Origin of the sequence: Spirosoma flavum (genome assembly GCF_042686045.1) — a bacterium.
Classification (GTDB): Bacteria; Bacteroidota; Bacteroidia; order Cytophagales; family Spirosomataceae; genus Spirosoma; species Spirosoma flavum.
Genome location: NZ_JBHUOM010000019.1, coordinates 180,290 through 204,278, shown reverse-complemented (window position 1 = coordinate 204,278; position 23,989 = coordinate 180,290). Strand labels below are relative to the sequence as shown.

Here is a 23,989-nt window from a genome sequence, read left to right as displayed (position 1 = left end):
TTCTGTAACGCAGGCGTTCTGATTTTGTCGGTAGCGTTTTGTCACGTGGACTGTCCGTTCGCATGGTAAAAGAAGTCTTATCAGGTTCGGTATAAACGCCAGCAAAATCTACACAAGAACCCAAGAAATAAACAAGCCCGACCATTTACGGTCGGGCTTGTTTGTGTGGAGTAGAAAACAAATGATCTACTGCTTATCCCACCAAACATGGGTATCCAGATTGTCGGGGCCTTGTCGGGTAACGGCCTCCTGACGTTTGACCGTATTCACCGACTGCTCAGAATCGGGGTAGGACAGACGATTGATGAAATTGCCTTTGATTTCCTTGCCTGGGTACGGATTTGGTGTTAGGATTGGGAAGCCACTACGCCGGAAGTTAGCGAACACTTCGGGACCATTCAGGAAAGAAGCAATCCAGTATTGCGTATTGATCAACTCCAGACCTTTAGCCGCCACATACAGATTCTTTGTCAAGTAAGCCGCAATGTTGGCATCAGATACCAGTGAGGTAGCATCATAGTCGCCCAGTTGCTTCATGTGTGCTGTTACACCCGCATTGTAGAAATCGGCGGCATTGCCCGTTATCCAGGTACGTTGCGCAGCTTCGGCTAGCAAAAGCTGTGTTTGAGCATACGTTACCAGAAAACAAGGCGCAAACTGGCTACCCATCCGGGTCCGGTCTAGTTGCGAGTAATCATAGAAACTAGCCAGACCATCGGCTGTAGCCCTTGCACCAATCGTACCATTGTCGAAACCAAGTGGCATACCAATCTGCACGTCTGCAGTGCGGACTGCTTTGGCAGGTAGTTGCTCGGCACCACTTTTGGCACCCACATAACGTACCGCAATCGATGCCAGTCGAGGATCGGCGGTTGATTTCAAATAAGATACAAAATTGCCTGTCAGGTAATAGTTGGCCGCTTCGGTCGAGTTGACAGTAGCCCCTACTGAGTTTGTGAAGTTGGCATTGTGTCGAACGGCAAAGTTATCGGCATTTGACTGCATCACCCCGCCTGCTACGGCCTTTTGTACTGTTGATTGGGCCAGCGTTGGGTTGACTTTCGACAGGCGCATCCCGGCCCGGAGCATGAGTGAATAACCCGTCTTTTTCCATTTTGTAACATCGCCCCCATACATAATGTCTCCCGCTTCGATGGTTTTGGTGGCATCTAATCCGGCGGTCGCTTCGGTGAGTTCCTTAATGATATCGTTGTAGATACTTTCCTGCGTATCGTACTTCGGCAACACATTCGTACCCAGGTAACCAAGTCCAGCTTCGGTGTAGGGAACATCGCCATACGTATCCGTAAGAACCATCGCCGTATGAGCCTTCAAAATCCGCATCATATTATAGAGATTGGTCCGGCTGGCATCGCTTTTGGTTTTCGCTATTCCATCAACCAGATAGCGCAAATTGTCCCGGTAAAAGCGTTGCCAGATGGCCGCATTGGAACCACTCACGCCCCGATTGTCAACATTAAAATTTCCGCCCTGCGTAATACCTGAGTTAGGTGAAAATATCTGTTCGACAATAGCTTCCTCAAAAATGAGGATTGATGCCGGGAAAGAGCTGTTGACAATGGCATTATTAAACGTATAAACGGGGTTGATAGCCGTAGCCGCTGCCGGGTTTACATTAAGTTGGTCGAATCCTTTTTCGCAACTGCTCATCCAGCCGACCAGAGCGAAAAGACCAATAGTGAGACTTATTTTTTTCATGAGATTTCTTGTATCGAATATCAAAAACCTATAGCCGGGCCGCTGTTGCGGTTTTAAAAACCCGTCTTACAGGTTTGGGTTAAAATTTAACGTTCAGGTTGAAACCGATGCTGCGTGTGGTTGGTAAACCCGTTGACTCCAACCCGATCAGGTTGTCAGAACTAAAGCCGAACTGTTCGGGGTCGATATTGGGTACCCACTTCTTTATAATTGCCACGTTGTTAGCTACTGCACTAAAGCGTATACCTTTAATAAACAGGCTCTTGGGTAGATATTTTGTGAAGTCATAGCCCAGGCTGATCTGACGGAGTTTCCATAAACCAGCGTCATAAACAACCTGTTCGCCAAGTGCTTTAGAGCGGCCTACCGAATAGTAATCCTGCACAAAGGCCCGTACGGCATTCACTTCGCCGTTGGCGTTCACACCAGCACCCACCATTTTGTTGTCGGGGTCGCCACGACCAACCAGCGTTTCTTTTTGTAAACCATGACGGAAGGCATTCAGGTTGGTTCCCGAAATCATTTTACCGCCCAGTTTAAAGTCGATCAGAAACGAGAGGTTTATGCCCTTATAGTTGAATGTATTGGTAATGCCACCCGTAAATTTAGGTAGGGCCGAACCAAAAGAAATGGGTGCTGCTGTACGATTAGGCAAGCCATCGCTTCCGTGTACAATACGCCCCTGGGTATCTCGCTGATACCCGTAAGAGTACAATTGACCTAATTCCTGGCCAACTACCTGGCGCAGGTCGCCAACGTAAACGCCCGTACCCACCACGATTTGCTCCCCAGGAACGTCGGTCAGTAGTTTGAGCAATTTTGTTTTATTGTAGGCACCGTTCAGCGTTATATCCCAGAAGAAACTTTTCGTCCGAATAGGCGAGAGATTGATCAATAATTCGATACCCTGATTTTGGCTTTTACCATTGTTGATCAGGACATTTGTGTACCCCGATGCGTCGGATGACTGAGCGGCAACGATTTGATCGCTCGTGACTTTTCGATATACGGCCAAATCTACTCCAACCCGATTGTTGAATAATTTCAACTCCAGCCCTAACTCGGTTTCGGCAGTCCGGCTTGGTTTCAGGTTTGCACTCGGAACGGTATTTGAGGTGATGTTACCTACCGGTTGTCCTACTCCGCTTGGGTTCGGAAATAAACTGGCGTTTGTACCATAAAAGAGTCCATTCGAGTAAGGACCAACATCGCCATCGCTACCAACTTCAGCATAGGCCGCCCGGAGTTTTCCGAAATTCAGCCAGCCGGGTAAGTTATTGAAGGCTTGCGAAAACACGAAGCTACCCGTTAAGGAAGGATACAGAATGCTGCGATTAGCCGGTGCCAACGTCGAGAACCAATCATTCCGGACTGTTGCATTCAGGTATATGAAATCTTTAAATGAAAATTCGGAGGCTGCATACAGCGAGTTTACTTTTCGCTCGCTAGGGCTGTATACCGGATCTTTAAGACGCGAATTTTGAACGGTATAAAGTCCCCGAACAATGAAATCTGTCCCCAGGACACTATTCAAATCACTTCGACGATAAAGTTGGTTGCCACCGGCGGTTATATCTATGCCGAAGACGCCAAATTTATGGTTGGCACCAATCAGAAAGTCGGTGTTTAACTCCCGGAACCTACGGGTTTCCTGCACGTAGTTGCCATTGACAAAACCCGCCGGAGCCGCAGCCAATGAGGCCGAACCCGTTGGGTTGTTGTAATCCTGATCGCGCGACCAGTAATCCTGCCCAACCCGGCCCTGTACATAAAGCCAGTCGGTTACGTTATAGCGGGCCGATAAATTACCAAACAGACGATCCCGGCGAATATTTTCAAATTTATAATTCATTGAAAAATAAGGATTCGTCCGGTTCATAAACCGCGACCAGATAAACTCATTGCCAGTCGCCGGATTTATTTGATTGGCCTCCAACACGTCCAGTGGCATTGAGTTGGACAACGTGTACAATATGGTAGGTAAACTATTATCCTGTTGGGCAATCTGGGGCGGGTTTTTGTTGAGCTCATTCGAGTAGTTCATTGTGCCCGTTATCGACAATCTTGGCGAAAGATTGTAGCTGAACCCCAGATTGATAGTTTTTCGATTAAAAGAGTTATTGGGCGTTATGCCTTTATTATCCAGATTGGATATCGACAGATTAAGACCACCTTTTTCGTTACCCGTTGAAATGGAAACGGAGTTTGTCCAGGTCGATCCTTCTCGATAAAATTGATTGATACGGTTACGCACAGGGGCATACGGTACGGTTACGCCACCGAACAGCACCTGCGACTGACCGGCAAACTTCTCCCCGAAACTCCACACGCCCGATGTTGGATTGGGAGCTGTTGGCCGAACGCCATATTCACCCTGACCGTATTCGTATTGGTAATCAGTATAATCCAGCGCATGGTCGGTGGTGTAGTTGGTGTTATAGGTTACGCCAATGCCCTGGCCTGTGCCTTTAGTTTTGGTCGTAATCATGATAACACCATCTTTTGCCCGTGAGCCGTAAAGAGCCGCAGCGGTACCGCCTTTCAATACGGTCATCCCTTCAATGTCATCCGGGTTGATCGATGAAAGTCCGTCGCCCCCATCAGAGTAGTTCGTGCCCCGGTTTGCAATAGAGGCATCACTGCCGGTATTTCCGTTGTTTTGACCAAAGTTGGTATTGTCAATCGGAACGCCGTTCACTACAATGAGTGGACTATTCTGTCCCGAAAATGACGACTGACCCCGAATCCGAATTTTACTTGTTCCGGCTGCACCCGTACCCAGGCTACTAATATTTACCCCGGCAATTTTTCCTTGCAGAGCATTCATAAAGTTAACGGTACGGTTTGTCGTAACCTGTTCGGGGTTTACAATGGCCGTTGCGTAGCCTAACCGTTTGGCTTCCTTTTTTATACCCAGCGCCGTTACAACGACTTCACCCAAGCTCTGTTCAGCTTCCTGAAGGGTAACCGTTAGCTGTGTCTGGTTGCCAACATCTATCGTCTTACCGGCGTAACCAATGGCGCTAAACACAAGTGTTGCGTTGGTAGGCACATTAAGCGTGAAATTTCCGTTTCCATCGGTGGTAGTGCCTAACTGAGTATTTCTTACTAAAATGTTTACTCCTGGAATAGCCTGCTGATCTTTACCGGATAAAACCCGTCCCGTTATCCGGTGGTCCTGTGCCTGCGTTACATGGGAGATGAGTAGAATAACCCAAGCCAATAAACAAGTGGTAGTAACCCTTATTCGTAAATTGTGTTTCATTATAAGCTAGTAAGTAATTTTAAGTTAATGTATTCAAATAAAACAAAATAATCTTCTTTAATTCATAAAGCTTTAAAGAGATTGTTATGCTGTATCTACTTACCAATTTGTTCAGAGGTATAAAAAAAATTTGGAAATATTAAAATCACTAATCACCTTTGCCTATCAAAGTAGAAGAGTAAATTCAGATTTAGTTTGACAACCCATGAGATTTAACCGACAGCAGGTCACTTGCCCGTGTACAAAAAATCAATCTATGTCTGCTTTAATAGCATTGACGATGGGTATGTGCCGTTGTTAAATTCCCTACATTCACCTGTGCTTTCCCAAACAGGTAAGGTCAAAACCCGATAACTTTTTCCTGGCAAACATATGTTTGCTTTTCATTACCACTAAAACTATACTAAGTCTGTATAGTAAATAGGGAATAAAGTTTCATCTTAGTATCATCACTAATATAATAGTCCAATGGTAGCACTATCTGACAATCTGGTTTCTGTTCTCCCTGCCCAAACGCTGACCGCCGAAGAAACGGCCTTCTTTGAAAAAAATGGGTTTCTACATATCAAAAACTTTGTTAGCCGAGATGTCGTACAACTTTTTCTACGGGAGTTACAGCGGGTTGAAGCGAACTGGATTGCCGAAAAAGTAGATAAAATCAACGGTATACCCATTAAGTTTGGTCGTGATGAAAACGGACAGCTTATTGTCCAGCGGTTTGCGTTTACGTCGCTGTTCAGTCCGGTTTTGCGGGAGTTTTTGCAGGATGAGCGGCTTCAGGCGCTAACGGCTTTGTTGCAACCTTACAACGGTCGTATTGGCGAAGAAGAGAAAGACGGTCTGGTGGTAAACCATTACGTTCGGACACCCGAGAGTAATTTTTCCCGGATGGGCTGGCATACCGACAGTCCTCGCGACTTGTTTCTGGGCCACCGTATCCGACCTATGCTTAATGTGGGGCTGCATCTGGACGACTGCCCGATGAGCAACGGAGGGCTGCGGGTTTTACCGGGCACCCACAAGCAAAATACACTGTTGACGCTGTTTCGCAAACGGCAGTTCATCGACCACCGTCCTGACCCGCGCGAAGTTGGTTTCAACATCGAAGCCGGAGACCTGACCATCCATAATGGCAGTCTGTGGCACCGCGTTGAACAGTCACCCAATATTGGTGCTGAAAGTCGCCGTCGGGTTATGTACATTCCATTGGTTACGGGTGAGTATGAACCCAAAAGCGCGACTAGTAAAACGCCATTCTATCATCGTTTGGGTAAGAAAATTCAACGTTAACATGCATCTTAACTGGCTTGCTCTTGCCGTTCCGGTATTACTGCTTTTCATGGGGCTGGAATACCTTGTGGCAAAGTGGCAGAAGAAAAACTATTTTCGATTCAACAATTCTGTTGCGAATCTCAACGTCGGTATTGCTGAGCGGCTGTTGGATAGTTTTACGGTTGGGGCATTCTATTTTTTCTACGAGTATCTGCATCAGCACTACGCTTTGTTGGATATTCAGGCCAGTGCATGGGGTTGGATTGGGTTGTTCATCGCCACTGATTTTGTCTGGTATTGGTATCATCGGCTGGCGCACGAAGTCAATGTATTCTGGGCAGTGCATGTCGTACATCACCAGAGTGAAGATTTTAACTATACCGTTTCGGCCCGTATTACGATTTTTCAGGCGGTGGTGCGCACTGGTTTTTGGTCCGTACTGCCCATTGTTGGTTTCCCAGCCGAAATGATTACAACCGTTCTGCTAATTCATGGACTATATCCTTTTTTCATCCATACGCGGACGGTTGGTAAATTAGGTTGGCTTGAATATGTATTTGTAACGCCCTCGCATCACCGGGTTCATCATGCCAGTAATCCGCAGTATCTGGACAAGAACTATGGCGACATGTTTATCATTTGGGATAAGCTGTTTTGCACATTTGCCGAAGAGCAGGAAGAAACGATAGACACTACATATGGACTCACAAAACAACTCGACAGCCACAGTTTTTTGTGGCAGCACTTTCATGGCTTACTCGAACTGTTTGTAGCCGTTCGGCGGGCAACGGGATGGCGTACAAAGCTGACTTTACTGGTTGGCCGTCCAGACGCAGTTGACCCAACCATTCGGCAGGAACTGGAAAGTCAATTTCTTTCGGCTGATGCGGCTGGTCGTTCAAACGCGCATAATAAAAGCCGACGTTTCCGGGGATACGTAGTTGGACAGGTGGCTGGTATGCTGCTGATTTTATTCGCCTTCCTATTAACTGAACACTATGTACCCGCCTATCTTCAATTGCTAACCGCTTTGTTCATTCTGCTCACAGCCATCAACTGTGGTGCCTTGCTCGAACAGCGTCGTTGGGTACTATACCTCGAAATTGGCCAGGTCTCGGTGCTTTGGCTGGCTCTCTATGCCGTGCTGGGTCATCCTATGTTAATTATTCTGGCCTACATCGGCGGCTTGTCACTTTGGACTTATTTTTCACTTGTCCAAAAACGATATCTTCAATTGGTGTATGGCTCTTTCTGACATTACCCTAGCCCAAAGCCGGGATAGGGGTGGCATAAAAATTAAACGTATAGAAGCATGACTCTCGAATTTGAAAACGAATTAGGTGATATACGGTCGGTTAGTACGCAGGACTGCCCCAAAACTATCCGGGCTCAGCCGTTACTAACGGGCGATATTGCGCCATTCTTTAGCCTTTCCGGTGCCCCTAACGATTGGCGGGCGTCGGTTTTTGGTCAGAAAATAGCAGAGAGAGCAACATCCATACTAGATTTGGTCGGTACAAGACCGTTAGTGGTCAGTTTCTATTGCCCATGCTGGGGGCGCTACGCCCGGCCTTATCTAAATTCACTGGTTCGGTTGCATCAGGATTTGCTCGTTGCTGACGCAGAACTAGTTGTGTTTTCCAATGAATCTCCCAGCGTACTAGCGCGGCAGGTGGGAGGGTTGGATTTTCGAGTTGCTTACGATGCTGAATCTACCGTGGCGCAACGGTTTGGCGTGTATAGTGAAGATGATCCCGTTTGGGAACGTATATCGGGCATTTCAGACGAAGCGTTTACACCCGCTCTGTACGTAATTGGACCCGACCGGCGTATTGCGTACCATTTTTTAGATGATAACTTCGACCGAAAGCTCGACAGTGAAGTGATTTCTACCATTGTTCGCAACCTTAATAATACCCATTATGAAAGGCATTAATCAACCAGTTGAGCCGCTAAATGGCTATTCCCGGTGTTTTTTCGGCTTGTGGCTTTTGGCTACGATGCTGTCTGTTGGCTGGCGTAACGCCGACGAGCCATCTTACAAAGCACAAATTGAGGAGTGGCATCAGAGCCGTGTGAACGCCCTTAAAAGCGAAACTGGCTGGCTGAACCTGGCCGGATTATTCTGGCTAACCGGTGGTAAAAATTCGGTTGGTCGCGGACCCGATTTCGATGTGGCTTTCCCAATTGCCAATGCCCTCACAGATCTAGGATCGTTTCAGTTGGAAAAAGGGGAAGTTCGTTTTTCGCCTAACGCAAAAGAAACGGTCTCGGCTGATGGGAAGCCCCTAACAGAATCACTGGTCATTTTCGCTCCCGACAAAAAACCAACTATACTGGCGCATGGCTCGTTGCGGTGGTTCGTTATCAAACGGGGTGATAAATATGGTGTTCGGCTGCGCGACGTAGACAGCCCCTCGCTGAAAGAGTTTCATGGTATCGAACGCTACCCGGTAGATGAAACCTGGCGGGTGAAAGCTCATCTGGAAACCCCAACAACCCCTAAAACTATTCCTATTGTCGATGTATTAGGGCTAACGTCACAACAAAATTTGGCCGGTACACTGGTTTTTGAGCGGCTGGGCAAAACCTATCATTTAGATGCCGTTGGAGAAGGGGCTAAACTATTTATTTTATTCGGGGATCAGACCAATACTCACGGGACGTACGGGGCAGGTCGATTTTTGTACGCGGATAAAGCTGGGCCAGATGGTACAACAGTGCTTGACTTCAACCAGTCTATCAATCCGCCCTGCGCCTTTACCACGTTTGCCACCTGTCCGTTACCACCCAAGCAAAACAAGCTGGTTCTGGCTGTGACCGCTGGGGAAAAACGCTATGGGGATCACTGAACTGAGGATTGATTGGTATGCAAAGCGAGCGAAACAAGCATAGAGCGGCTTATTTTCATGGATTGCCGTATCAGGACCAGCTAAACCTTGTCTGGCAACAGGGCACGTTAATTGAAGCCCGGCGCATACCCGGATTTTGGTTGCATCTATACGCGGTTAATGCTTTTTTTGTCGAAATGTGGGTATGTCAGCGTCGATATGATGTTACATTGGTACGGATATTGGCCGATACAAGTGAGTTAGAACCGTACATTGACAAAATCTCGCTCGGTGACTTGTTCCCGAATGTAGGAGACGACGTTGTTTAGCAACCATGAGTATTTATAAGAGCAGACGAGTAGGGGACAGCCTTGTATCGAAACTACCGAACGTAGGCACGACGATTTTCACTGTTATGTCGAAACTGGCTACCGAAACCGGGGCCATCAACTTGTCGCAGGGATTCCCTGGATTCGATTGTTCGCCCGAACTGGTGTCGTTGGTTGACCACTACATGCGGAAAGGATTTAATCAGTATGCGCCAATGACGGGCGTACCGGCTTTGCGTGAAGCGCTAGCCCAAAAGACGTTAGATCTATATGGAATAGCCTACGATCCCGATACCGAAGTGACGGTTACGTCGGGGGCAACCGAAGCCATCTTCGCGGCTATTACAGCAGTGGTTCGCCACAGCCGGGACGCCGGACCGGATGAAGTGCTGGTGTTTGAACCCGCCTACGATAGTTATGTACCCGCTATTGAACTCAATGGGGGTATTCCGGTTTATGTGACGCTAACGCCACCCGATTATACGATTGACTGGCAAGCTGTTAGTCAGAAGATTACGGATAAAACGCGGCTTATTCTAGTCAATACACCCCACAATCCCACCGGCCATGTCTGGACACTTGACGACCTGAATCAATTAGCTAATCTGGTGCACAACCGCGACATCTGGATCGTGAGTGATGAGGTTTACGAACACATTCTGTTTGATGGCCGAACGCACCACTCCCTAATGACGCACCCGGTTTTGCAGGAACGTACGTTCATAATTGGGTCATTCGGCAAAACCTTTCATATTACGGGTTGGAAAGTTGGTTATTGCCTGGCCCCGGCTGACCTGACGACTGAGTTCCGAAAAATCCACCAATACCTAACATTCAGCACTGTTACTCCGATTCAATACGCTTTAGCCGATTACCTGAAAGAACCGGATCATTACCGCCAGTTGCCGGACTTTTACCAACGCAAACGCGATCTGTTTCTGGCTGGTTTACGTGGCTCCCGATTTACCATCAGACCGACGGAAGGAAGTTTTTTTCAGACTGTTTCCTATGCCAATATCACCGACGAGCCCGACTATGATCTGGCCGTACGGCTTACCAAAGAAATTGGGGTGGCCTCTATTCCGGTTTCCGTGTTCTATCACCAGAAGAATGATTACAAAATGATACGCTTCTGTTTCGCCAAAGACGATGCCGTTTTGCAGGAAGCCGCCGAACGACTTAGTCAGCTATAAACCAGACATTTAATGAGTAATTTAAGTAATCGGGGAAACCTAAATCCAGTGACAATTTTTAGCCAATCGGCCTTGGAATGCCCCGTTGATGGGGTTAAAGTGAATGAGAATAAAGTGCGGACGGTCGCTTTTTTTGTCCTGCTGATAGGTATTGCTTCCATAGTGACCTCTTACTGGATTCTACCTCTTTTTCTATTAATCGACTTTGCGTTGCGGGCATTTGATTACGGTAACCTTAGTCCGTTGGCCCGACTGAGCGATGGCGTTATAAAAGCACTTAACTTTCCGATTCAACTTATCGACCAGGCTCCAAAGCGTTTTGCGGCTGGCGTTGGTATGGTGTTCGCTGCCGCTATTTTAGCAACGCATTTTCTGGGTGTAAACACGCTGATTTTAACAGGAATACTAGTTGTTTTTGCCGCCTTGGAATCATTAGCGGGTATTTGCGCCGGTTGCTACGTTTATACGCTTTTGAGACGAATTAAAGTTGTACGTGATTAGTAGTGAGTAAGTTGTTTCGTGCTAATCGCCTACTGATTTACTTAGCTATGCCCCGCATTACACCCCTTCCCGCCAACGAAGCGACGCCCGATATACAGGCCGCTTTTGATGCGCATGTTACCGATTATCCCGGTAGCCGCATCACTAATATGAAAGCCACGCTAGGCCGCTCGTTGCTGGCATTTCAGGTTTATATGCAGTGGTATCCATTGTATGAAGAGGTGAAGAAAATTGTTGGTGACCGACTGGCGTACTTGTTTGCTCACGCTATTTCGGAAGGCGCAAATTGCCCGCTCTGTACCACGTTTTTTCGGCGGATTATCATTGATAATGGTGAGCGTCCCGAAGACCTTCGATTAACCGATCATGAACAGGCTGTCATTGATTTCGGCAGTGCAATTGCTCAGAACAAGGGCGAGATTTCAGACGAGTTGTATATCGCCATTGGTGAGCGTTATACCGACTCGCAGATCGTTGTACTGGTCGCCTTTGCCGGGCAAATGATTGCGACGAATGTTTTTAACAACGTGCTGGACGTAAATATTGACGAATACCTCTATCCATATCTTCCATTGACACAACCAAAAATTTACCCGTAGCCAATGGCTGACTTACAAGATAGAGTAGCGTTTATTACTGGAGCCGCTCATGGTCAGGGCCGGGCCGTGGCGCTGGCCTTGGCCCAGGAAGGAGCCAACATTGTGGCGTTCGATTTGGCCAAGCCACTCGCTTATCCCGGTTATGCACTTGGTTCTGAAAGTGAACTGGACTCATTACAGCACGAAATAGAAGCGCTCGGCATGCGGTGTCTGACAGCGCAGGGCGACGTTCGGCGGGATGCTGATATTAGTCGTGCTGTCGATGCCGCCGTACTAAATTTTGGGCGGATCGATATTTTGTTCAATAACGCGGGTATCTGCGCCTACGGACTCATTCACGAGATACCCGAAGAAGAATGGGATGCCATGATCGACATTAATCTGAAAGGCGCATGGCTGGTTGCCCGGCGGGTAATTCCGGTTATGATGAAGCAAAAGGCTGGTGTTATTATCAATAATTCATCCATTGCCGGGCTTCGGGGGATGAATCGCCTAAGCCACTACGCAGCTTCGAAGTGGGGTCTGGTAGGTTTGACTAAATCGTGGGCTATTGAACTGGCACCGCATAACATTCGGGTCAATTCCATCCACCCGACAGGCGTCAACACACCGATGAACGATGGATTAGCCGAATTAGAGGGCACGACAACGCAGGAGATTGCCGAACGCTCGGCGGGCAACTTGTTGCCTGTGCCGTGGGTTGAGCCAGAAGATGTATCGGCAATGGTCCTATTTCTGGTATCAGACAAAGCACGTTACGTAACGGGTTCGCAGTTTGTTCTGGATGCGGGCTTACTAACGCGGTGAACAACTATTGCCATCATGTTTTACGCGTAGTTAACGGGGCTACCTCAGCATCCTAACTTGCCTGATTAGTACCGATGTACGTAATTTTTACTTCAAATACTTCTCGATTGTTTGGCGAATTAACTGGCGGCTTGAGGTTGAGTTATAAGTCGTTTGTTGCGTTGTTGCGGCCAGTTCATCTAACTCCCGGCCCAATACCTGGCCCTTTACCTGACCTTTTATAGATACGATGTTACGGTTGGCTAACACCTCGCCCCAAACGGTCCGAACATCGGCCCAGTAAGCCCGATTTTTAGCCCACCAGTTTTTAGCCGCTTTACATTTAGCATCATCCGTGCGCTGGTATGTATTCAGTCCTTTTTCGGATACAAGCAGTTGGTCGCCCGCTTCGGAACGGATGATTTTGTCATTGTCCTGCTCGTGTACGTAGCCGTCTGGCCGAATTTCGTGGTGATTGGTCCGGCGCATCACATTGTAATCCGTGCGTTTTGTGTATTCCCGTCGGGGTAAAGGCGCATCAACGGTACTTTCCCAATAGGTGCGCCCATCGGCATGAATCCATGTAGCCGATCCTTCGTAGCGAGGGCTATCATCTACTTCAAAAACTTTCTGTGTCCATTGGCCTTTAGCCTGAGCGGGAGTCAATTGTACGCGTTTCCACGATGCATTTTGATCAAATTTGAGCAGACTGGTATTCTGAAACTCCCAATCTTCCCGCCAGTGCTTAATAACCATTGTATCTCCCGGTGTGGATGCACCCGGTGTGGATGCACCCGGTGTGGATGGAATTGCTACCAATAGATGCTGAATGACGATTTTAGTAGGTCGATTCGCCGGGCCGGATTCTTCATCAACAAACACTAATTCAGTGCCTTTGGCGGTGTATCTGTCTTTGAAGGTGTAATTTTTTTCAGGAGCAAAAGTTTCAGCGTAAAGGAAACTGACATCGTGGCATCCGCACTGGCCTTTGATGGCCGCAATATCTTCAGGCTTTGGGACCATTTGCGCGTGGACAGAACTGGCTACCAGTAGTACGAACAGGGCTGATATAAATGACGCTGATTTCATAATAGACACAACTTCGATAACCATAAATTGATTGAGTAAAATTATACTTATTTAGACTTTTTACAAATAATTACTCATTTGTTTGGACAAATTCTAAATAGAGCCTACGTTTGCAGTCACGAAGTTTTAGGATAGATGCCTAATCTAATACACTTGCCCTGATTAGTTTCAATCGAACGCTGCTATGCCTCTATTTCTATTACTAACATTATCACTCGCGCAGCCCATACCAAAAGATACGCTGAAAGCACGACCTATTGACGAAGTTGTTGTAACGGCTACGCGTAATGAGCGGCCAATGGGTGCATTGCCTTTGCCCGTTACAGTGATTAGCGGAAAGCAAATTCAGCAGATGGGTAGCTTGCGACTCAACGATGTACTCCGCGAACAGACGGGTTTAGCTGTCGTGTCCGATCATGGACAAGGCATTCAGATACAAGGGTTTGGGCCCGACTATACCCTAATTCTGGTCGATGGCGAACCGATTGTAGGCCGCACGGCGGGCACGCTCGATCTAACACGATTGGCGGTAGGCAATATTAAACAAATTGAAATTGTTAAAGGTCCTTCATCGAGTTTATATGGTTCAGAGGCTTTGGCAGGCGTCGTGAACATTATCACGCAAACGCCCGGTGGCAATTCTAATGAGGCAAAAGGAAACTTATCAGTGCGTTACGGGGCTAACCAAACCAGCGATTTATCGGGCGATTTGAGTAAACAATGGACAGTTGGCAAGTCAGGAAAATTGGGCGTTTATGTATTCGGCGATCGTTATCAGTCGGCGGGTTACTCCTTGCCTAATGAGTCGGTTTCGTCCCAAACGGGTAGCCAGACCGTTGCGCCTTTTACGAATTATACGGCCAGCGGGCGACTAACGTTTGCCTTTTCACCGAAACTGAAACTGTCTGTATCAGGTCGTTTTTTTACCGAAAGCCAATCAAATAATTTCATTGTTAGTCCAGATATACCCGTATCGGGTCCCGGAACTGTACGCGATTATAACCTGAATCCTGTATTGACACATCAACTATCTCCAGGCTGGAAAGTAATTTATCGCTATTATCATACTGGCTATTATACCGAGACCAACCTGCGGTATACGACTACTCAGGAAGCGTATGATGCCAGCTTTTTCCGGCAAACTTTCAACCGTCCCGAAGTGGTTGTTGAGCGGGTAATTAACCCCAAAAATATTTTGACAACCGGGGTTGGCTTCATTGCTGAAGGTGTTGAAGCGACGCGCTATACCGAGCGTAAGCAGTTCAATACAACCTATGGATTTGTGCAGTATGAGTGGATGCCAAGCCTTCGCTGGACAGTTATTGCCGGTGGTCGTTATGATTCACATAGTCAATATGCCAGTCAGTTTAGTCCTAAAGTATCAGGACGCTATGCGCTTAGTTCGGCAGTTTCCTTACGAGGTAGCGTAGGCGTTGGATTCAAGGCACCTGATTTTCGACAGTTGTACTTGAATTTCGACAATGCTGTGGCAGGCTACAGTGTCTTTGGAACGCAGGAGGCTGCGGCTGGCATTGCCCGGCTAACTCAGCAGGGACAAATTGAAGAGGTTGTGCTTGATCCATCCCGTTTATCGACTATTCGTGCCGAACGTTCGGTGGCGTACAATGCTGGTCTACAGGTTAAACCCCCTACTTTCCCTCTGACAGTCAGTGTGAATTTGTTCCGCAACGATATTCATGATCTGATTGAAACACAGGTAATTGCCCGCAAAAAAAATGGTCAAAATGTATTCAGTTACAACAACCTGAGCCAGGTATTCACGCAGGGAGCAGAGCTGGAAAGTAGCTGGCGGTGGACTATCGGATCTGGTTATTTGACCTTGAGCGGTGGCTATCAATACCTGGTCGCAAAGGACAAATCGGTAGTAGAAGGTGTCAAAGTGGGTACGGTTTATCGACGTAATCCCGAAACCTTGGCCAGTGAGCGCGTTAAGCCATCCGAGTATGGGGGCTTGTTTAACCGATCACGACACATGACTAATCTCAAGCTTTTTTATGAGCAACCTAAAAATGGCTTTTCTGCCTCCTTACGGGGTGTTTATCGCGGTCGGTATGGCTTTGCCGATCGCGATGGTAACCTGATTTTAGATTCAGATTCGGAATATGTAAAAGGCTATATGCTTTATAATCTGTCGGTGGCAAAGGCTTTGAAATCAATAACGCTGCAAGCGGGTGTGGATAATCTGGCGGGCTATACCGACCCGGCTTATATTCCAAATTTGGCCGGTCGGTTATGGTATACCTCCCTGAGATGGGCCTGGAAGACCGCCAATTAATTCTATATCTCAATCATGTGAAAGCACAAAAATCTGAAATTCAAAATCCGTATGAACTGTCAATGTCATCTTTTATCAGACTCGGTTAGCGGGCGTATTACCCTATACGATAGTGTATACTCCAACGCTACAGCACCGACCGGCACATTGGAGCGGGAACGCCATAACATCGCGCTGGAATTCAATAATATCACGCAATGGTTGTGTTACGACGACTTTCTGGCGCTGGAATGGAACGTGCGAAGTATCGATACTTCGGCTTACTTCGATGCGCATCCGTACGAAGAACGCATCCATCTGAGCACCCCATCGCGCTTCTTAAGCTTTAGTTTTAGAGTACACGAATTAGTCGAGTTGCGAAAAATGCTGAGTCGGGCGGTGGCGCGGCTTCACTGGTTCGAGACACTACGCAATACCCAGAATTAACTACCAAGGAGCCATAATTAATGGCGTGAATCAATTAACAATTGTACTAACCAATCAGAATGAGTATGCGTATCTACCAATTGGCTCTGGCTATTTGCCTAAGCGCTGCATTTTTTTCCTGCAAGAAAGAGGATAATCCTGTAATTGTTCAACCCCTAACATCCACAACCGCTAAGGATATAGCCGCCGATCCAACTAGTGTTACGTCGGCTACCGGACAGCAGCCCGTTGCCGCAACCGGCAAATTCACCCTGTATAGCTTTAAAGATAACAAGCAGGTAGCGAACACGGATTCGGCCACAACTAAATGGGATATTGGTTTTCGCGGCACAACAATTATTGTAAACGGCGGGGCTATTCGTACGGGTCAGGGGGGCGCGTATATCCACACCGGTACATTTGATGATCTAACGATTGTGCCAACGTCGGCCACGTTTGCTCAGGACCAAAGTGCTACTCAATTGGCTATCACGACGGGCTCTGGTAAAGGGTGGTATAACTACGATCAAACAACCAATATCATTTCCTCCATTCCCGGCAAGGTATTTATCATTCGCACTGGTGATAGTAAATATGCCAAAATGGAGATACTAAGCTATTATCAGGGGGCACCTGCTACACCCAGTGCTACTAGTGTAGCCCGCTACTTCACGTTCCGTTATCTCTACCAGCCAGACGGTAGTCAAACGTTGAAGTAGCATCGTAGCCAGAGGAACTAACAAATACCAAAAAGGCACCTATAACTATTATAGGTGCCTTTTTATCTTTTAAAGAAATAAATTATTTATTCGAATGGATTGCCGTCGTAGGTAACGCTGGCGAGTTTTTTATCTAAGTAATAAATCTGGTCGGCTGGGATCTGGTCGATTAATTCGAGACAGCGACGAGCAATATATTCTTCTTCCATCTGCTCTTTCACGTACCATTTCAAGAGTTCTTCAGTAGCGTAATCACTCTCACGGCGGCAGACACCAATAATTCGATTGATGGAATCCGTTACAGCAATCTCCTGATCCAGCGCGCCTTCAAATACGGAACGCAGGGAGATAAACTCCTGACTTACGGCTGGTACTTCGGGCGAATAGGCGGTTCCACCCTGATCGCAGAGATAATGAAACAGCTTCATGCCATGTTTACGCTCTTCTTCCGATTGCTTGTAGAAAAAGCCCGCACTGTAATCGAAACCATTCCGGTCACACCAGCCTGCCATCGCTAAGTATTTCGACGACGAAACCAGTTCCATTTGTATTTGCTGATTTAATGCCAGTTCAACGCTTTCCTTTACAGAACTGCGTAATCTTGCTAAGTCTTTCATGGTGAGTACCTCTTTGCGGTGAGAAATTCGTGTGGCAAAACAACACAAAAAAACCGGCTGTTGTTATACAGCCGGTCAATTGGTAACAAATTTAGAAACAGTCTATTTATGTTTAGTTGGCCATTGAGCAGCCGCATTCGCGAAGCATAGCGTTCAATTCCAGCATTAACTTAGCCCCAGTGAGTAATTCGCGGAGATGTACAATTTCGCAAAGGGTCAATACATAACACCGCTCAGAGCGGGGCGGGGCCAAAATTTCAACATCGTAGGCAGCGGCTGTACTTAACGCCATTTGCTTAATATCGACGGTTTCGACCATACACCGAAACTGGGCAAAATCGCGGGCCGATAGCTGAGTATGCGTATCCCAAAATTCCAGAATCAGTCGATTACTCGTGTCACACTGGTAGACAACTCCTTTATCGGTTCGAAATACTTCCTGGTATGTTGCTGGTACGTTGCTGCCTCCCATGATTGGAAAATGAATGAGCAAATATACAAAGCAAGAGTTAATTTAGATAGCGTCTAAACAACTTTATTCAGGCAGTGGCATATCCTGCAAATCTTCGTCCGTCAATTTGATCGTTGCGGCCTGAACATTTTCCTCCAGATGCTTCACCGACGATGTTCCGGCAATGGGTAACATTACTGGTGATGCAGCTAATAACCAAGCCAGTGCGATTTGGTAATCGGTGGCATTATGGCGTTGGGCTACTTTCTTAATTGCCTTTTCTGCCGTCACATTTCCCGCATTGAGCGGAAACCAGGGAATAAAAGCAATGTTGTTTTGCTCGCAATATTTCAGCACATCATTCCATCGCTGTTCGCCAAAGTTGTACATGTTCTGTACCGAAACAACGTCGAAGTACTGTTTGGCTTCTTCGATCTGTTCGATGCTAACTTCCGATAAACCGATGTGCCGGATTTTACCCTGTTGTTGGGCTTCCTTCAAAAATCCGAGGGTTTCTTCTGACGATACTTTGCTATCGAATCGGTGAAGTTGATACAAATCGATCTGGTTGATTTTTAGTCGTTTCAGGCTACCGTTCAGCGCTTCTTCGAGGTGTTTCCGACTGCTATCAACCGGCCATTGATTCGGACCCGTACGTAGTAAACCACCCTTTGTGGCAATAGCTAAACCATCTGGGTAGGGGTAGAGAGCTTCAGCGATGAGCTCTTCCGAAACATACGGGCCATAGCTATCAGCCGTATCAATAAAATTAATGCCGAGGTCGAGAGTACGTTTCAGAACACGAATGCACTCGTCGTGGTCCTTGGGTGGACCCCAGATGCCATCGCCGGTTATGCGCATAGCTCCATAAGCTAATCGGTTGACAGTCAGGTCTCCACCGATAGTAATTGTGCCAGCTTGGGTTGCTGGTTGTTGATCAGTTGCTTGCATGAGTGTTTCTTCTTGTTGTCTGGTCAGGCAGGACATTGATCGCGTCCTGTATCATGTACATAAACCAACAAAAACACTTTTTGTGTCAGTAGACGGGTAAAGATTTTACTTTTTCTTACCGCTTCTCAATCCCGTCCAGCACCCGCCGAATGACATTGGCGCGTTGCATAAAGTCGAGCGAAGTCGTCACATCCTGATCGTCGATAACCTGCTTGAATTGTTGGAGAAATTCAATGTAAGCCGCCAGTGCGTCGGACACGTTTATACGGTTTTGGTCAAAGATCGGTGCCCACATCTGCGGGGAGCTTTTCGCTAATCGCACTGTCGAACTAAAGCCCGTGCTGGCCATGTCGAAGATGGCCTGTTCGTCTTTTTCTTTCTCTAGTACGGTCAGCCCGAGGGCAAATGCGCTAATGTGGCTTAGGTGCGAAACATACGCTAAGTGCAAATCATGTTCCTGCGGAGCCATATAAAATAACCTCATACCTACGTCTCTAAATAAGCTCTCGGTCAAAGTCAGGCTGTCAGGATTGCTTTTCTCGCGGTCGCAGATGATAAGGTTTTTACCTGTCAACAATTCCTTAAAGGCGGCACCAGGCCCGGAGTTTTCGGTACCGGCCATTGGGTGAGCGGCCACAAACTGCGCCCGCTTCGGATGAGCATCGGCAACAGCGCAAATAAGACCTTTGGTTGAACCCAGATCAACAACTGTTGCGCCTGGCGGCAATAGGTCGAGCACCGCTGGCAATAGATCAATAATGATGTTGACTGGCGTAGCCAGCACGACCAACGTGCTTTGCGCTATGGCTTCGGCCAGCGGGAGTATCTCATCAACAATGCCTTTGGCTAACGCCAATTGACAATTTACCGCTGATGTATCAACGCCAATAAATCGCATTTTGGGGTATTTCTCGCGTACGGCAAGCGCAAACGATCCACCCAACAATCCTATTCCTACAATGCTAACAACCATCATTTTATTCGTTTAACGGCTTCTTCAATACGTTCTTTGGGTAAGCAAAGGGATACGCGCACGTATCGGTTTCCTTTAGGTCCGAAAATAAAGCCGGGGGCAATAAATACGTGTTTCGTCAAAAGTAAGTCGTCCACCAGGGCTTCTGCCGATTCGACTGAATCGGGGAGCTTGGCCCAGATAAACAGGCCCTCCTGATCGGTGGAATACGTGCAGCCCAGCGCGTCCAGTAAAGCATGAATGGCATCTAATCGTCCCTGATAAACCGCGTTGCGCTCCCGGTGCCACTCATCAGAGTTGGTGAGTGCTTCAGTAGCGGCATCCATTAATGGCCGAAACTGCCCTGAATCAATATTGCTTTTGATAGTCAGCACGGCATCTGCGTAGGCTTTTGCTCCGGCCATCCAACCAATGCGCCAGCCCGCCATATTGTGCGATTTACTTAATGAGTTCAACTCAACCGCCACTTCCTTTGCGCCATCCACCGACAACAAACTAATTGGTGGTTTTTTGTTCAGAATCAGGCTGTATGGATTGTCGTGGCACAGCAAAATTTTGTGGTCGTGCGCAAACCGAACCGCCCGCTCGAACAAGTCGCGGGTAGCGGGTGCACCAGTCGGCATGTGTGGATAGTTCAGCCAGAGGATTTTAGTGCGATTTGGCGATTCGTTGTTTGTAACTAAATCAGTCAAAACATTCCAGTCAGGTTGCCAGCCGCCATGCTCTAATAATGGATACTCCCGAACCGTTGCGCCTATCATCTGACTCACCGCACGGTAAGCCGGATAGCCAAGTTCAGGCACGAGCACACCGTCGCCCTCGTTCAAAAACGTCAGTGAAATGTGTGTAATGCCTTCTTTTGACCCGATGAGTGGTAAAATTTCGGTATCGGCATCCAGCGACACACCATATGTATGGCCGTAGAATTTAGCAATGGCCTGCCGCAAAGCCGGGGTGCCTTTGTAGGGTTGATAGCCGTGTGCCGTTGGTTGCTGCACTGACTTTATAAGCGCGTCGAGCGTGTTGGGCGAAGGCATCAGGTCGGGGTTGCCAATGCCAAGATTGATAATATCATGACCGGCTGCCTGAAGACGACGGACTTCGGCCAGTTTTATCGAGAAATAGTATTCCTGCGTTTGATCGGCGCGGTGGGCAAGTGGGATAATCATTCTAAACGCTTATTCGTATGACTGCTTTTATTTGCCTGTTTTTGTTGAGAAGGCAGGTCAGTAGACTAGTAGGGCTGGCAAAGATAGGTACCGAACGAATCCTGTAAATCAGACCAATCCTATAAATCTTGTGAAGCCGCCTGCCGGTTCAGATAATATTTCAGTAAGGGAGCTAAATGGAGCGACTGAATCATCTCGCCGTTGTTAATAATATCCAGTGCTCGTTCTGCTGATACGATATGCACCGTGATTTCCTCCGTTGATTCAAGATGTTGCGCCTGCTTCAGTTCGACGCCCGTGGCCAGGAACGAGTGCGTAAGGTTGGCGTGCGTGCCCGGATTGGCTGAAAGCGTCATTAGCGGTTCCCAATGACCGCCACCAAAACCAGTTTCCTCCAATAACTCGCGTTGAGCCGCTACAAGAGGGTCTTCGTTCGGGTCGATGACACCCGCGCAGAGTTCGTAATGAACGCCCGAAATACCATGCCGATATTGCCGGATTAATACCAGTTGATCGTTGGTCGTGACGGCTACAACGTTGATCCAATCAGGATATTCGAAGACGAAGTAATCAGGAATAACACCACCATTTTCCATTTTGATGGCGTCCTTACGCACCGTAAACCAGGGCAATCGGTGAATGTATTCAGATTGTTCGACCTGCCAGGGCCGGGGATCATTGTCGGGGATCATAGCCGCAAAGGTAGGCAGACCTAGCGGACTAATTCATCCGCGAAGCGCAGGTATTGTTCCCAATCGTAATCGGTTACATCGTGTTTGCCGCTTCGGTCGTGGTAGCGGACGGTCTGACCAATGGGCTGATTCACGGCTGGAAAAGCTTGGGGCCGACCGTCGGTTGTGCCCAAGCCCACCTTTCCGTAAAGCTTATAAACAGGTTCGGCATAAGCCGCTCCCAGAAACTCACCTTTCGGGTCTGACCATTGATCGCCATCGGCACTGGCAATGTAAAGGGGTCGGGGAGCTATCAAGGCAAGCAATTCGTGCTGGTCAACGGGTAAATCGGCTACGCGCTTATTATAGGTTTTATATCGGCCACAAAACCAATAAGGAAAGCTGGTATTAATCCGTTCGACGGTTTCGCCATACCAACGACGGGCTAGCGCGGCTCCGCCTTCGCCCGATTCATTGCCAATAACAGCCGCAAACCGTTCGTCCTGTGCTCCGGCCCATACCGCTGCCTTGCCAATACGTGAGTGACCAATGGAAATAACTCGCTTGGCATCTATTGACGGTTCAGTTTGCAAGTAGTCGAGAATCCGGCTCATGCCCCAAGCCCAGGCGCCAATGGCTCCCCAACTGTTGGCTTTTGTTGTATCGCTCGCCGGTGCGGTGGATTCGCCTAAAACCGACCGAATGCCTGAGTGCCATCCCTGAGGATAATCAGGTTCAATATCGCCGTAATATGCTGTGGCCAGTGCATAACCCCGTCTCAGAATCGTTTCAATCGGCCAGCGTCGCTCCTGCATACCACGGGCTTTCTCGGTAGCCTTGTTGTTAACTGAAACCTCGCCAATCGCATTGCCCATCCAGCGCGTAGAGAGGGGGATATCGGCCTCGGTTGTGACACAGTGATTACCGCAAAAATTTAGCCCTAGAAACACAGGGATCACTTTTCGGCCTTTGGGTAGATATAAGAGTACCTCGATGGGTAGTAGTTGCGGGTAGTCAACGAAGAAAATGGATACCAGTTTACGAATTGCCAAGCCGTTTAGTGCCGACGAATCGACTGAGGTTGTCTGGAAACGGAGTTTAACGGCTTGTTTGGGTGTTTGACCGTACACGTTTTCGGCAAAGAGTTGTATGAGTTCTTTACGCCGACTTCTCCATTCGGCCTGAGTCTTTACCGCCTTTCCTTTATTGTTGATTAGCGGATTGGGCAGCGTATACGTGCCAACTTTAGTTTCGTCGTAATTGTACGTTGGTTCGGTTGCTTGCCCATTGGCCAAACAGCCCGTTAGAAGTGCCAGTGCTAATAAAAACAGAATTCGAGCCATAAGCAGATTCAGAGAATTAAGTCTCTTCTGAAAAGGCAAATGGCCTGTTTTTCATACTGTTTGGCGGGAGTAGGGGATGCGAAATAAGTCTGCGTTGATCGCTTTTTCGCTTGAATCATATTAACAGCCCTATCTGATTCGTTGTAGAGGGGACTTTTGCCTTCGCAAATTTTGTTCGCACAACTCTTAACCTGATGAAGAACGTTATTGCCCTTTTCGCTGCTGCGTTATGCCTTTTCCTTTCGTCCTGCCACCTACCCATTGCTTATCTCCAACGAACACCTCATCCGGCGGCAACCAGACTATCCGTTGAACCGTCAGTAGCTCAGGTAGAAGCATTGCCCTTAGATTCTGCAATACAGGCCAATGTGCCGCCGGTAGCTAACGTGCCGCTGCCAGCTAGCTCTGTTGTGGTTAGTCGTAGTAGCCAGCCCGAACAAAGAGCGGGTAATCATATTGAGCGCCGTATGCACCGAATGCAATCTTTGTTATCGGCATCAACCACCAAACTGACCGACCAGCAACCAGACCCAAGGCCAAAGAAAAAACTTAAATTGGGTAACCAGATTCGTCAGGGTTTAGGCATGAGACTGCGCCCTGAACTGAACTGGTGGCAACGCATTAGCTGGAAATTAAAAGCGTCGGTCCTTATAATTCTGGTGGCCGTCTTATTCGCCATTTTACACATTACGATACTGGCGATTATCTTCGGAATTTTGGGCGCATTCCTACTGATTACTGGCTTGAAAAGGTCGTTCAAAGTCAAGCGCCCGTGGTTTTGAAGTAATATTTCACCCTTTTATTGCCAGC

The 23,989-nt window shown here is 47.7% G+C and carries 23 protein-coding genes; 13 read left to right on the top strand and 10 right to left on the bottom strand.

The genetic code is table 11. The annotated features are described in order from the left end of the window. Nucleotides 1–186: 186 nt before the first annotated feature. Together ACFS25_RS17965 and ACFS25_RS17960 are read right to left on the bottom strand one after the other, a co-directional pair. A complete protein-coding gene (locus tag ACFS25_RS17965) occupies nt 187–1,719 on the bottom strand; it encodes a SusD/RagB family nutrient-binding outer membrane lipoprotein (RefSeq protein WP_381503802.1) in 1,533 nt (510 codons plus the stop codon). A 79-nt stretch (nt 1,720–1,798) separates the two neighbouring features. Beyond that, the gene (locus ACFS25_RS17960) at nt 1,799–4,984 is read right to left on the bottom strand and encodes a SusC/RagA family TonB-linked outer membrane protein (RefSeq protein ID WP_381503800.1); all 3,186 of its coding nucleotides are present in this window, start codon (nt 4,982–4,984) and stop codon (nt 1,799–1,801) included. A gap of 468 nt (nt 4,985–5,452) precedes the next feature. Here ACFS25_RS17960 and ACFS25_RS17955 point away from each other — a divergent pair, with 468 nt between their 5' ends. From ACFS25_RS17955 to ACFS25_RS17915, 9 genes are read left to right on the top strand one after another with little or no spacing between them, the layout of a single operon-like run. Beyond that, nucleotides 5,453–6,274, top strand: a complete 822-nt coding sequence (locus ACFS25_RS17955) for a phytanoyl-CoA dioxygenase family protein (protein WP_381503798.1) — start codon at nt 5,453–5,455, stop codon at nt 6,272–6,274. Between the two features lies 1 nt (nt 6,275). After that, the gene (locus ACFS25_RS17950; RefSeq protein WP_381503795.1) at nt 6,276–7,511 is read left to right on the top strand and encodes a sterol desaturase family protein; all 1,236 of its coding nucleotides are present in this window, start codon (nt 6,276–6,278) and stop codon (nt 7,509–7,511) included. 57 nt (nt 7,512–7,568) lie between these two features. Then, nucleotides 7,569–8,192: a redoxin domain-containing protein gene (locus ACFS25_RS17945; protein WP_381503793.1), complete on the top strand. Its 624-nt coding sequence runs from the start codon at nt 7,569–7,571 to the stop codon at nt 8,190–8,192. Next, the gene (locus ACFS25_RS17940; RefSeq protein ID WP_381503791.1) at nt 8,179–9,108 is read left to right on the top strand and encodes a DUF1684 domain-containing protein; all 930 of its coding nucleotides are present in this window, start codon (nt 8,179–8,181) and stop codon (nt 9,106–9,108) included. The genes ACFS25_RS17945 and ACFS25_RS17940 overlap by 14 nt, the downstream gene beginning before the upstream one ends. 17 nt (nt 9,109–9,125) lie before the next feature. Beyond that, nucleotides 9,126–9,416, top strand: coding sequence for a hypothetical protein (locus tag ACFS25_RS17935; RefSeq protein ID WP_381503789.1), 291 nt, complete (start codon nt 9,126–9,128; stop codon nt 9,414–9,416). A gap of 5 nt (nt 9,417–9,421) precedes the next feature. Next, complete coding sequence (locus ACFS25_RS17930) at nt 9,422–10,609, top strand: methionine aminotransferase (protein WP_381503788.1); 1,188 nt, start codon at nt 9,422–9,424, stop codon at nt 10,607–10,609. A 12-nt stretch (nt 10,610–10,621) separates the two neighbouring features. Further along, nucleotides 10,622–11,110, top strand: a complete 489-nt coding sequence (locus tag ACFS25_RS17925; RefSeq protein WP_381503787.1) for a DUF4395 domain-containing protein — start codon at nt 10,622–10,624, stop codon at nt 11,108–11,110. A 47-nt stretch (nt 11,111–11,157) separates the two neighbouring features. Then, complete coding sequence (locus ACFS25_RS17920; RefSeq protein ID WP_381503786.1) at nt 11,158–11,709, top strand: carboxymuconolactone decarboxylase family protein; 552 nt, start codon at nt 11,158–11,160, stop codon at nt 11,707–11,709. 3 nt (nt 11,710–11,712) lie between these two features. Next, entirely contained in the window at nt 11,713–12,516 is an 804-nt protein-coding gene (locus tag ACFS25_RS17915) for a mycofactocin-coupled SDR family oxidoreductase (RefSeq protein WP_381503784.1), read from the top strand. A gap of 87 nt (nt 12,517–12,603) precedes the next feature. On the opposite strand, the gene ACFS25_RS17910 is transcribed toward ACFS25_RS17915, so the two are convergent. Beyond that, nucleotides 12,604–13,608: a DUF6607 family protein gene (locus tag ACFS25_RS17910; RefSeq protein ID WP_381503782.1), complete on the bottom strand. Its 1,005-nt coding sequence runs from the start codon at nt 13,606–13,608 to the stop codon at nt 12,604–12,606. A 160-nt stretch (nt 13,609–13,768) separates the two neighbouring features. Between ACFS25_RS17910 and ACFS25_RS17905 the strand changes: the two genes are divergently transcribed. From ACFS25_RS17905 to ACFS25_RS17895, 3 genes are all read left to right on the top strand, one after another. Continuing rightward, entirely contained in the window at nt 13,769–15,880 is a 2,112-nt protein-coding gene (locus ACFS25_RS17905; RefSeq protein ID WP_381503780.1) for a TonB-dependent receptor plug domain-containing protein, read from the top strand. Between the two features lie 51 nt (nt 15,881–15,931). Beyond that, a complete protein-coding gene (locus ACFS25_RS17900; protein WP_381503778.1) occupies nt 15,932–16,306 on the top strand; it encodes a hypothetical protein in 375 nt (124 codons plus the stop codon). 65 nt (nt 16,307–16,371) lie between these two features. After that, nucleotides 16,372–17,004, top strand: coding sequence for an HmuY family protein (locus ACFS25_RS17895; RefSeq protein ID WP_381503776.1), 633 nt, complete (start codon nt 16,372–16,374; stop codon nt 17,002–17,004). Between the two features lie 86 nt (nt 17,005–17,090). Here ACFS25_RS17895 and ACFS25_RS17890 read toward each other — a convergent pair whose 3' ends face one another. The 7 genes from ACFS25_RS17890 to ACFS25_RS17860 all read right to left on the bottom strand — a co-directional run bounded on the left by ACFS25_RS17890 (nt 17,091) and on the right by ACFS25_RS17860 (nt 23,179). After that, nucleotides 17,091–17,621 (bottom strand): ferritin, encoded by a 531-nt coding sequence (locus ACFS25_RS17890; protein ID WP_381503774.1) that lies wholly within the window; start codon nt 17,619–17,621, stop codon nt 17,091–17,093. A gap of 112 nt (nt 17,622–17,733) precedes the next feature. Continuing rightward, entirely contained in the window at nt 17,734–18,093 is a 360-nt protein-coding gene (locus ACFS25_RS17885; protein ID WP_381503772.1) for a hypothetical protein, read from the bottom strand. 63 nt (nt 18,094–18,156) lie between these two features. Further along, nucleotides 18,157–19,023, bottom strand: coding sequence for an aldo/keto reductase (locus ACFS25_RS17880; RefSeq protein WP_381503771.1), 867 nt, complete (start codon nt 19,021–19,023; stop codon nt 18,157–18,159). A 115-nt stretch (nt 19,024–19,138) separates the two neighbouring features. Continuing rightward, a complete protein-coding gene (locus tag ACFS25_RS17875; RefSeq protein ID WP_381504571.1) occupies nt 19,139–19,996 on the bottom strand; it encodes a prephenate dehydrogenase in 858 nt (285 codons plus the stop codon). Further along, complete coding sequence (locus ACFS25_RS17870; protein WP_381503769.1) at nt 19,996–21,165, bottom strand: pyridoxal phosphate-dependent aminotransferase; 1,170 nt, start codon at nt 21,163–21,165, stop codon at nt 19,996–19,998. The genes ACFS25_RS17875 and ACFS25_RS17870 overlap by 1 nt, the downstream gene beginning before the upstream one ends. Before the next feature lie 119 nt (nt 21,166–21,284). Further along, nucleotides 21,285–21,857, bottom strand: a complete 573-nt coding sequence (locus ACFS25_RS17865) for an NUDIX hydrolase (protein ID WP_381503767.1) — start codon at nt 21,855–21,857, stop codon at nt 21,285–21,287. A 20-nt stretch (nt 21,858–21,877) separates the two neighbouring features. After that, nucleotides 21,878–23,179 (bottom strand): glucuronyl esterase domain-containing protein, encoded by a 1,302-nt coding sequence (locus tag ACFS25_RS17860; protein ID WP_381503765.1) that lies wholly within the window; start codon nt 23,177–23,179, stop codon nt 21,878–21,880. A gap of 194 nt (nt 23,180–23,373) precedes the next feature. On the opposite strand from ACFS25_RS17860, the gene ACFS25_RS17855 reads away from it, so the two are divergent. Continuing rightward, nucleotides 23,374–23,961: a hypothetical protein gene (locus tag ACFS25_RS17855; protein WP_381503763.1), complete on the top strand. Its 588-nt coding sequence runs from the start codon at nt 23,374–23,376 to the stop codon at nt 23,959–23,961. Nucleotides 23,962–23,989: the final 28 nt, after the last annotated feature.

What these genes read in the sequence shown, in the direction of transcription:
- ACFS25_RS17965 (WP_381503802.1), bottom strand. Translation starts at nt 1,719, where the DNA reads ATGAAAAAAATAAGTCTCACTATTGGTCTTTTCGCTCTGGTCGGCTGG.
- ACFS25_RS17960 (WP_381503800.1), bottom strand. Translation starts at nt 4,984, where the DNA reads ATGAAACACAATTTACGAATAAGGGTTACTACCACTTGTTTATTGGCT.
- ACFS25_RS17955 (WP_381503798.1), top strand. Translation starts at nt 5,453, where the DNA reads ATGGTAGCACTATCTGACAATCTGGTTTCTGTTCTCCCTGCCCAAACG.
- ACFS25_RS17950 (WP_381503795.1), top strand. Translation starts at nt 6,276, where the DNA reads ATGCATCTTAACTGGCTTGCTCTTGCCGTTCCGGTATTACTGCTTTTC.
- ACFS25_RS17945 (WP_381503793.1), top strand. Translation starts at nt 7,569, where the DNA reads ATGACTCTCGAATTTGAAAACGAATTAGGTGATATACGGTCGGTTAGT.
- ACFS25_RS17940 (WP_381503791.1), top strand. Translation starts at nt 8,179, where the DNA reads ATGAAAGGCATTAATCAACCAGTTGAGCCGCTAAATGGCTATTCCCGG.
- ACFS25_RS17935 (WP_381503789.1), top strand. Translation starts at nt 9,126, where the DNA reads ATGCAAAGCGAGCGAAACAAGCATAGAGCGGCTTATTTTCATGGATTG.
- ACFS25_RS17930 (WP_381503788.1), top strand. Translation starts at nt 9,422, where the DNA reads ATGAGTATTTATAAGAGCAGACGAGTAGGGGACAGCCTTGTATCGAAA.
- ACFS25_RS17925 (WP_381503787.1), top strand. Translation starts at nt 10,622, where the DNA reads ATGAGTAATTTAAGTAATCGGGGAAACCTAAATCCAGTGACAATTTTT.
- ACFS25_RS17920 (WP_381503786.1), top strand. Translation starts at nt 11,158, where the DNA reads ATGCCCCGCATTACACCCCTTCCCGCCAACGAAGCGACGCCCGATATA.
- ACFS25_RS17915 (WP_381503784.1), top strand. Translation starts at nt 11,713, where the DNA reads ATGGCTGACTTACAAGATAGAGTAGCGTTTATTACTGGAGCCGCTCAT.
- ACFS25_RS17910 (WP_381503782.1), bottom strand. Translation starts at nt 13,608, where the DNA reads ATGGTTATCGAAGTTGTGTCTATTATGAAATCAGCGTCATTTATATCA.
- ACFS25_RS17905 (WP_381503780.1), top strand. Translation starts at nt 13,769, where the DNA reads ATGCCTCTATTTCTATTACTAACATTATCACTCGCGCAGCCCATACCA.
- ACFS25_RS17900 (WP_381503778.1), top strand. Translation starts at nt 15,932, where the DNA reads ATGAACTGTCAATGTCATCTTTTATCAGACTCGGTTAGCGGGCGTATT.
- ACFS25_RS17895 (WP_381503776.1), top strand. Translation starts at nt 16,372, where the DNA reads ATGCGTATCTACCAATTGGCTCTGGCTATTTGCCTAAGCGCTGCATTT.
- ACFS25_RS17890 (WP_381503774.1), bottom strand. Translation starts at nt 17,621, where the DNA reads ATGAAAGACTTAGCAAGATTACGCAGTTCTGTAAAGGAAAGCGTTGAA.
- ACFS25_RS17885 (WP_381503772.1), bottom strand. Translation starts at nt 18,093, where the DNA reads ATGGGAGGCAGCAACGTACCAGCAACATACCAGGAAGTATTTCGAACC.
- ACFS25_RS17880 (WP_381503771.1), bottom strand. Translation starts at nt 19,023, where the DNA reads ATGCAAGCAACTGATCAACAACCAGCAACCCAAGCTGGCACAATTACT.
- ACFS25_RS17875 (WP_381504571.1), bottom strand. Translation starts at nt 19,996, where the DNA reads ATGGTTGTTAGCATTGTAGGAATAGGATTGTTGGGTGGATCGTTTGCG.
- ACFS25_RS17870 (WP_381503769.1), bottom strand. Translation starts at nt 21,165, where the DNA reads ATGATTATCCCACTTGCCCACCGCGCCGATCAAACGCAGGAATACTAT.
- ACFS25_RS17865 (WP_381503767.1), bottom strand. Translation starts at nt 21,857, where the DNA reads ATGATCCCCGACAATGATCCCCGGCCCTGGCAGGTCGAACAATCTGAA.
- ACFS25_RS17860 (WP_381503765.1), bottom strand. Translation starts at nt 23,179, where the DNA reads ATGGCTCGAATTCTGTTTTTATTAGCACTGGCACTTCTAACGGGCTGT.
- ACFS25_RS17855 (WP_381503763.1), top strand. Translation starts at nt 23,374, where the DNA reads ATGAAGAACGTTATTGCCCTTTTCGCTGCTGCGTTATGCCTTTTCCTT.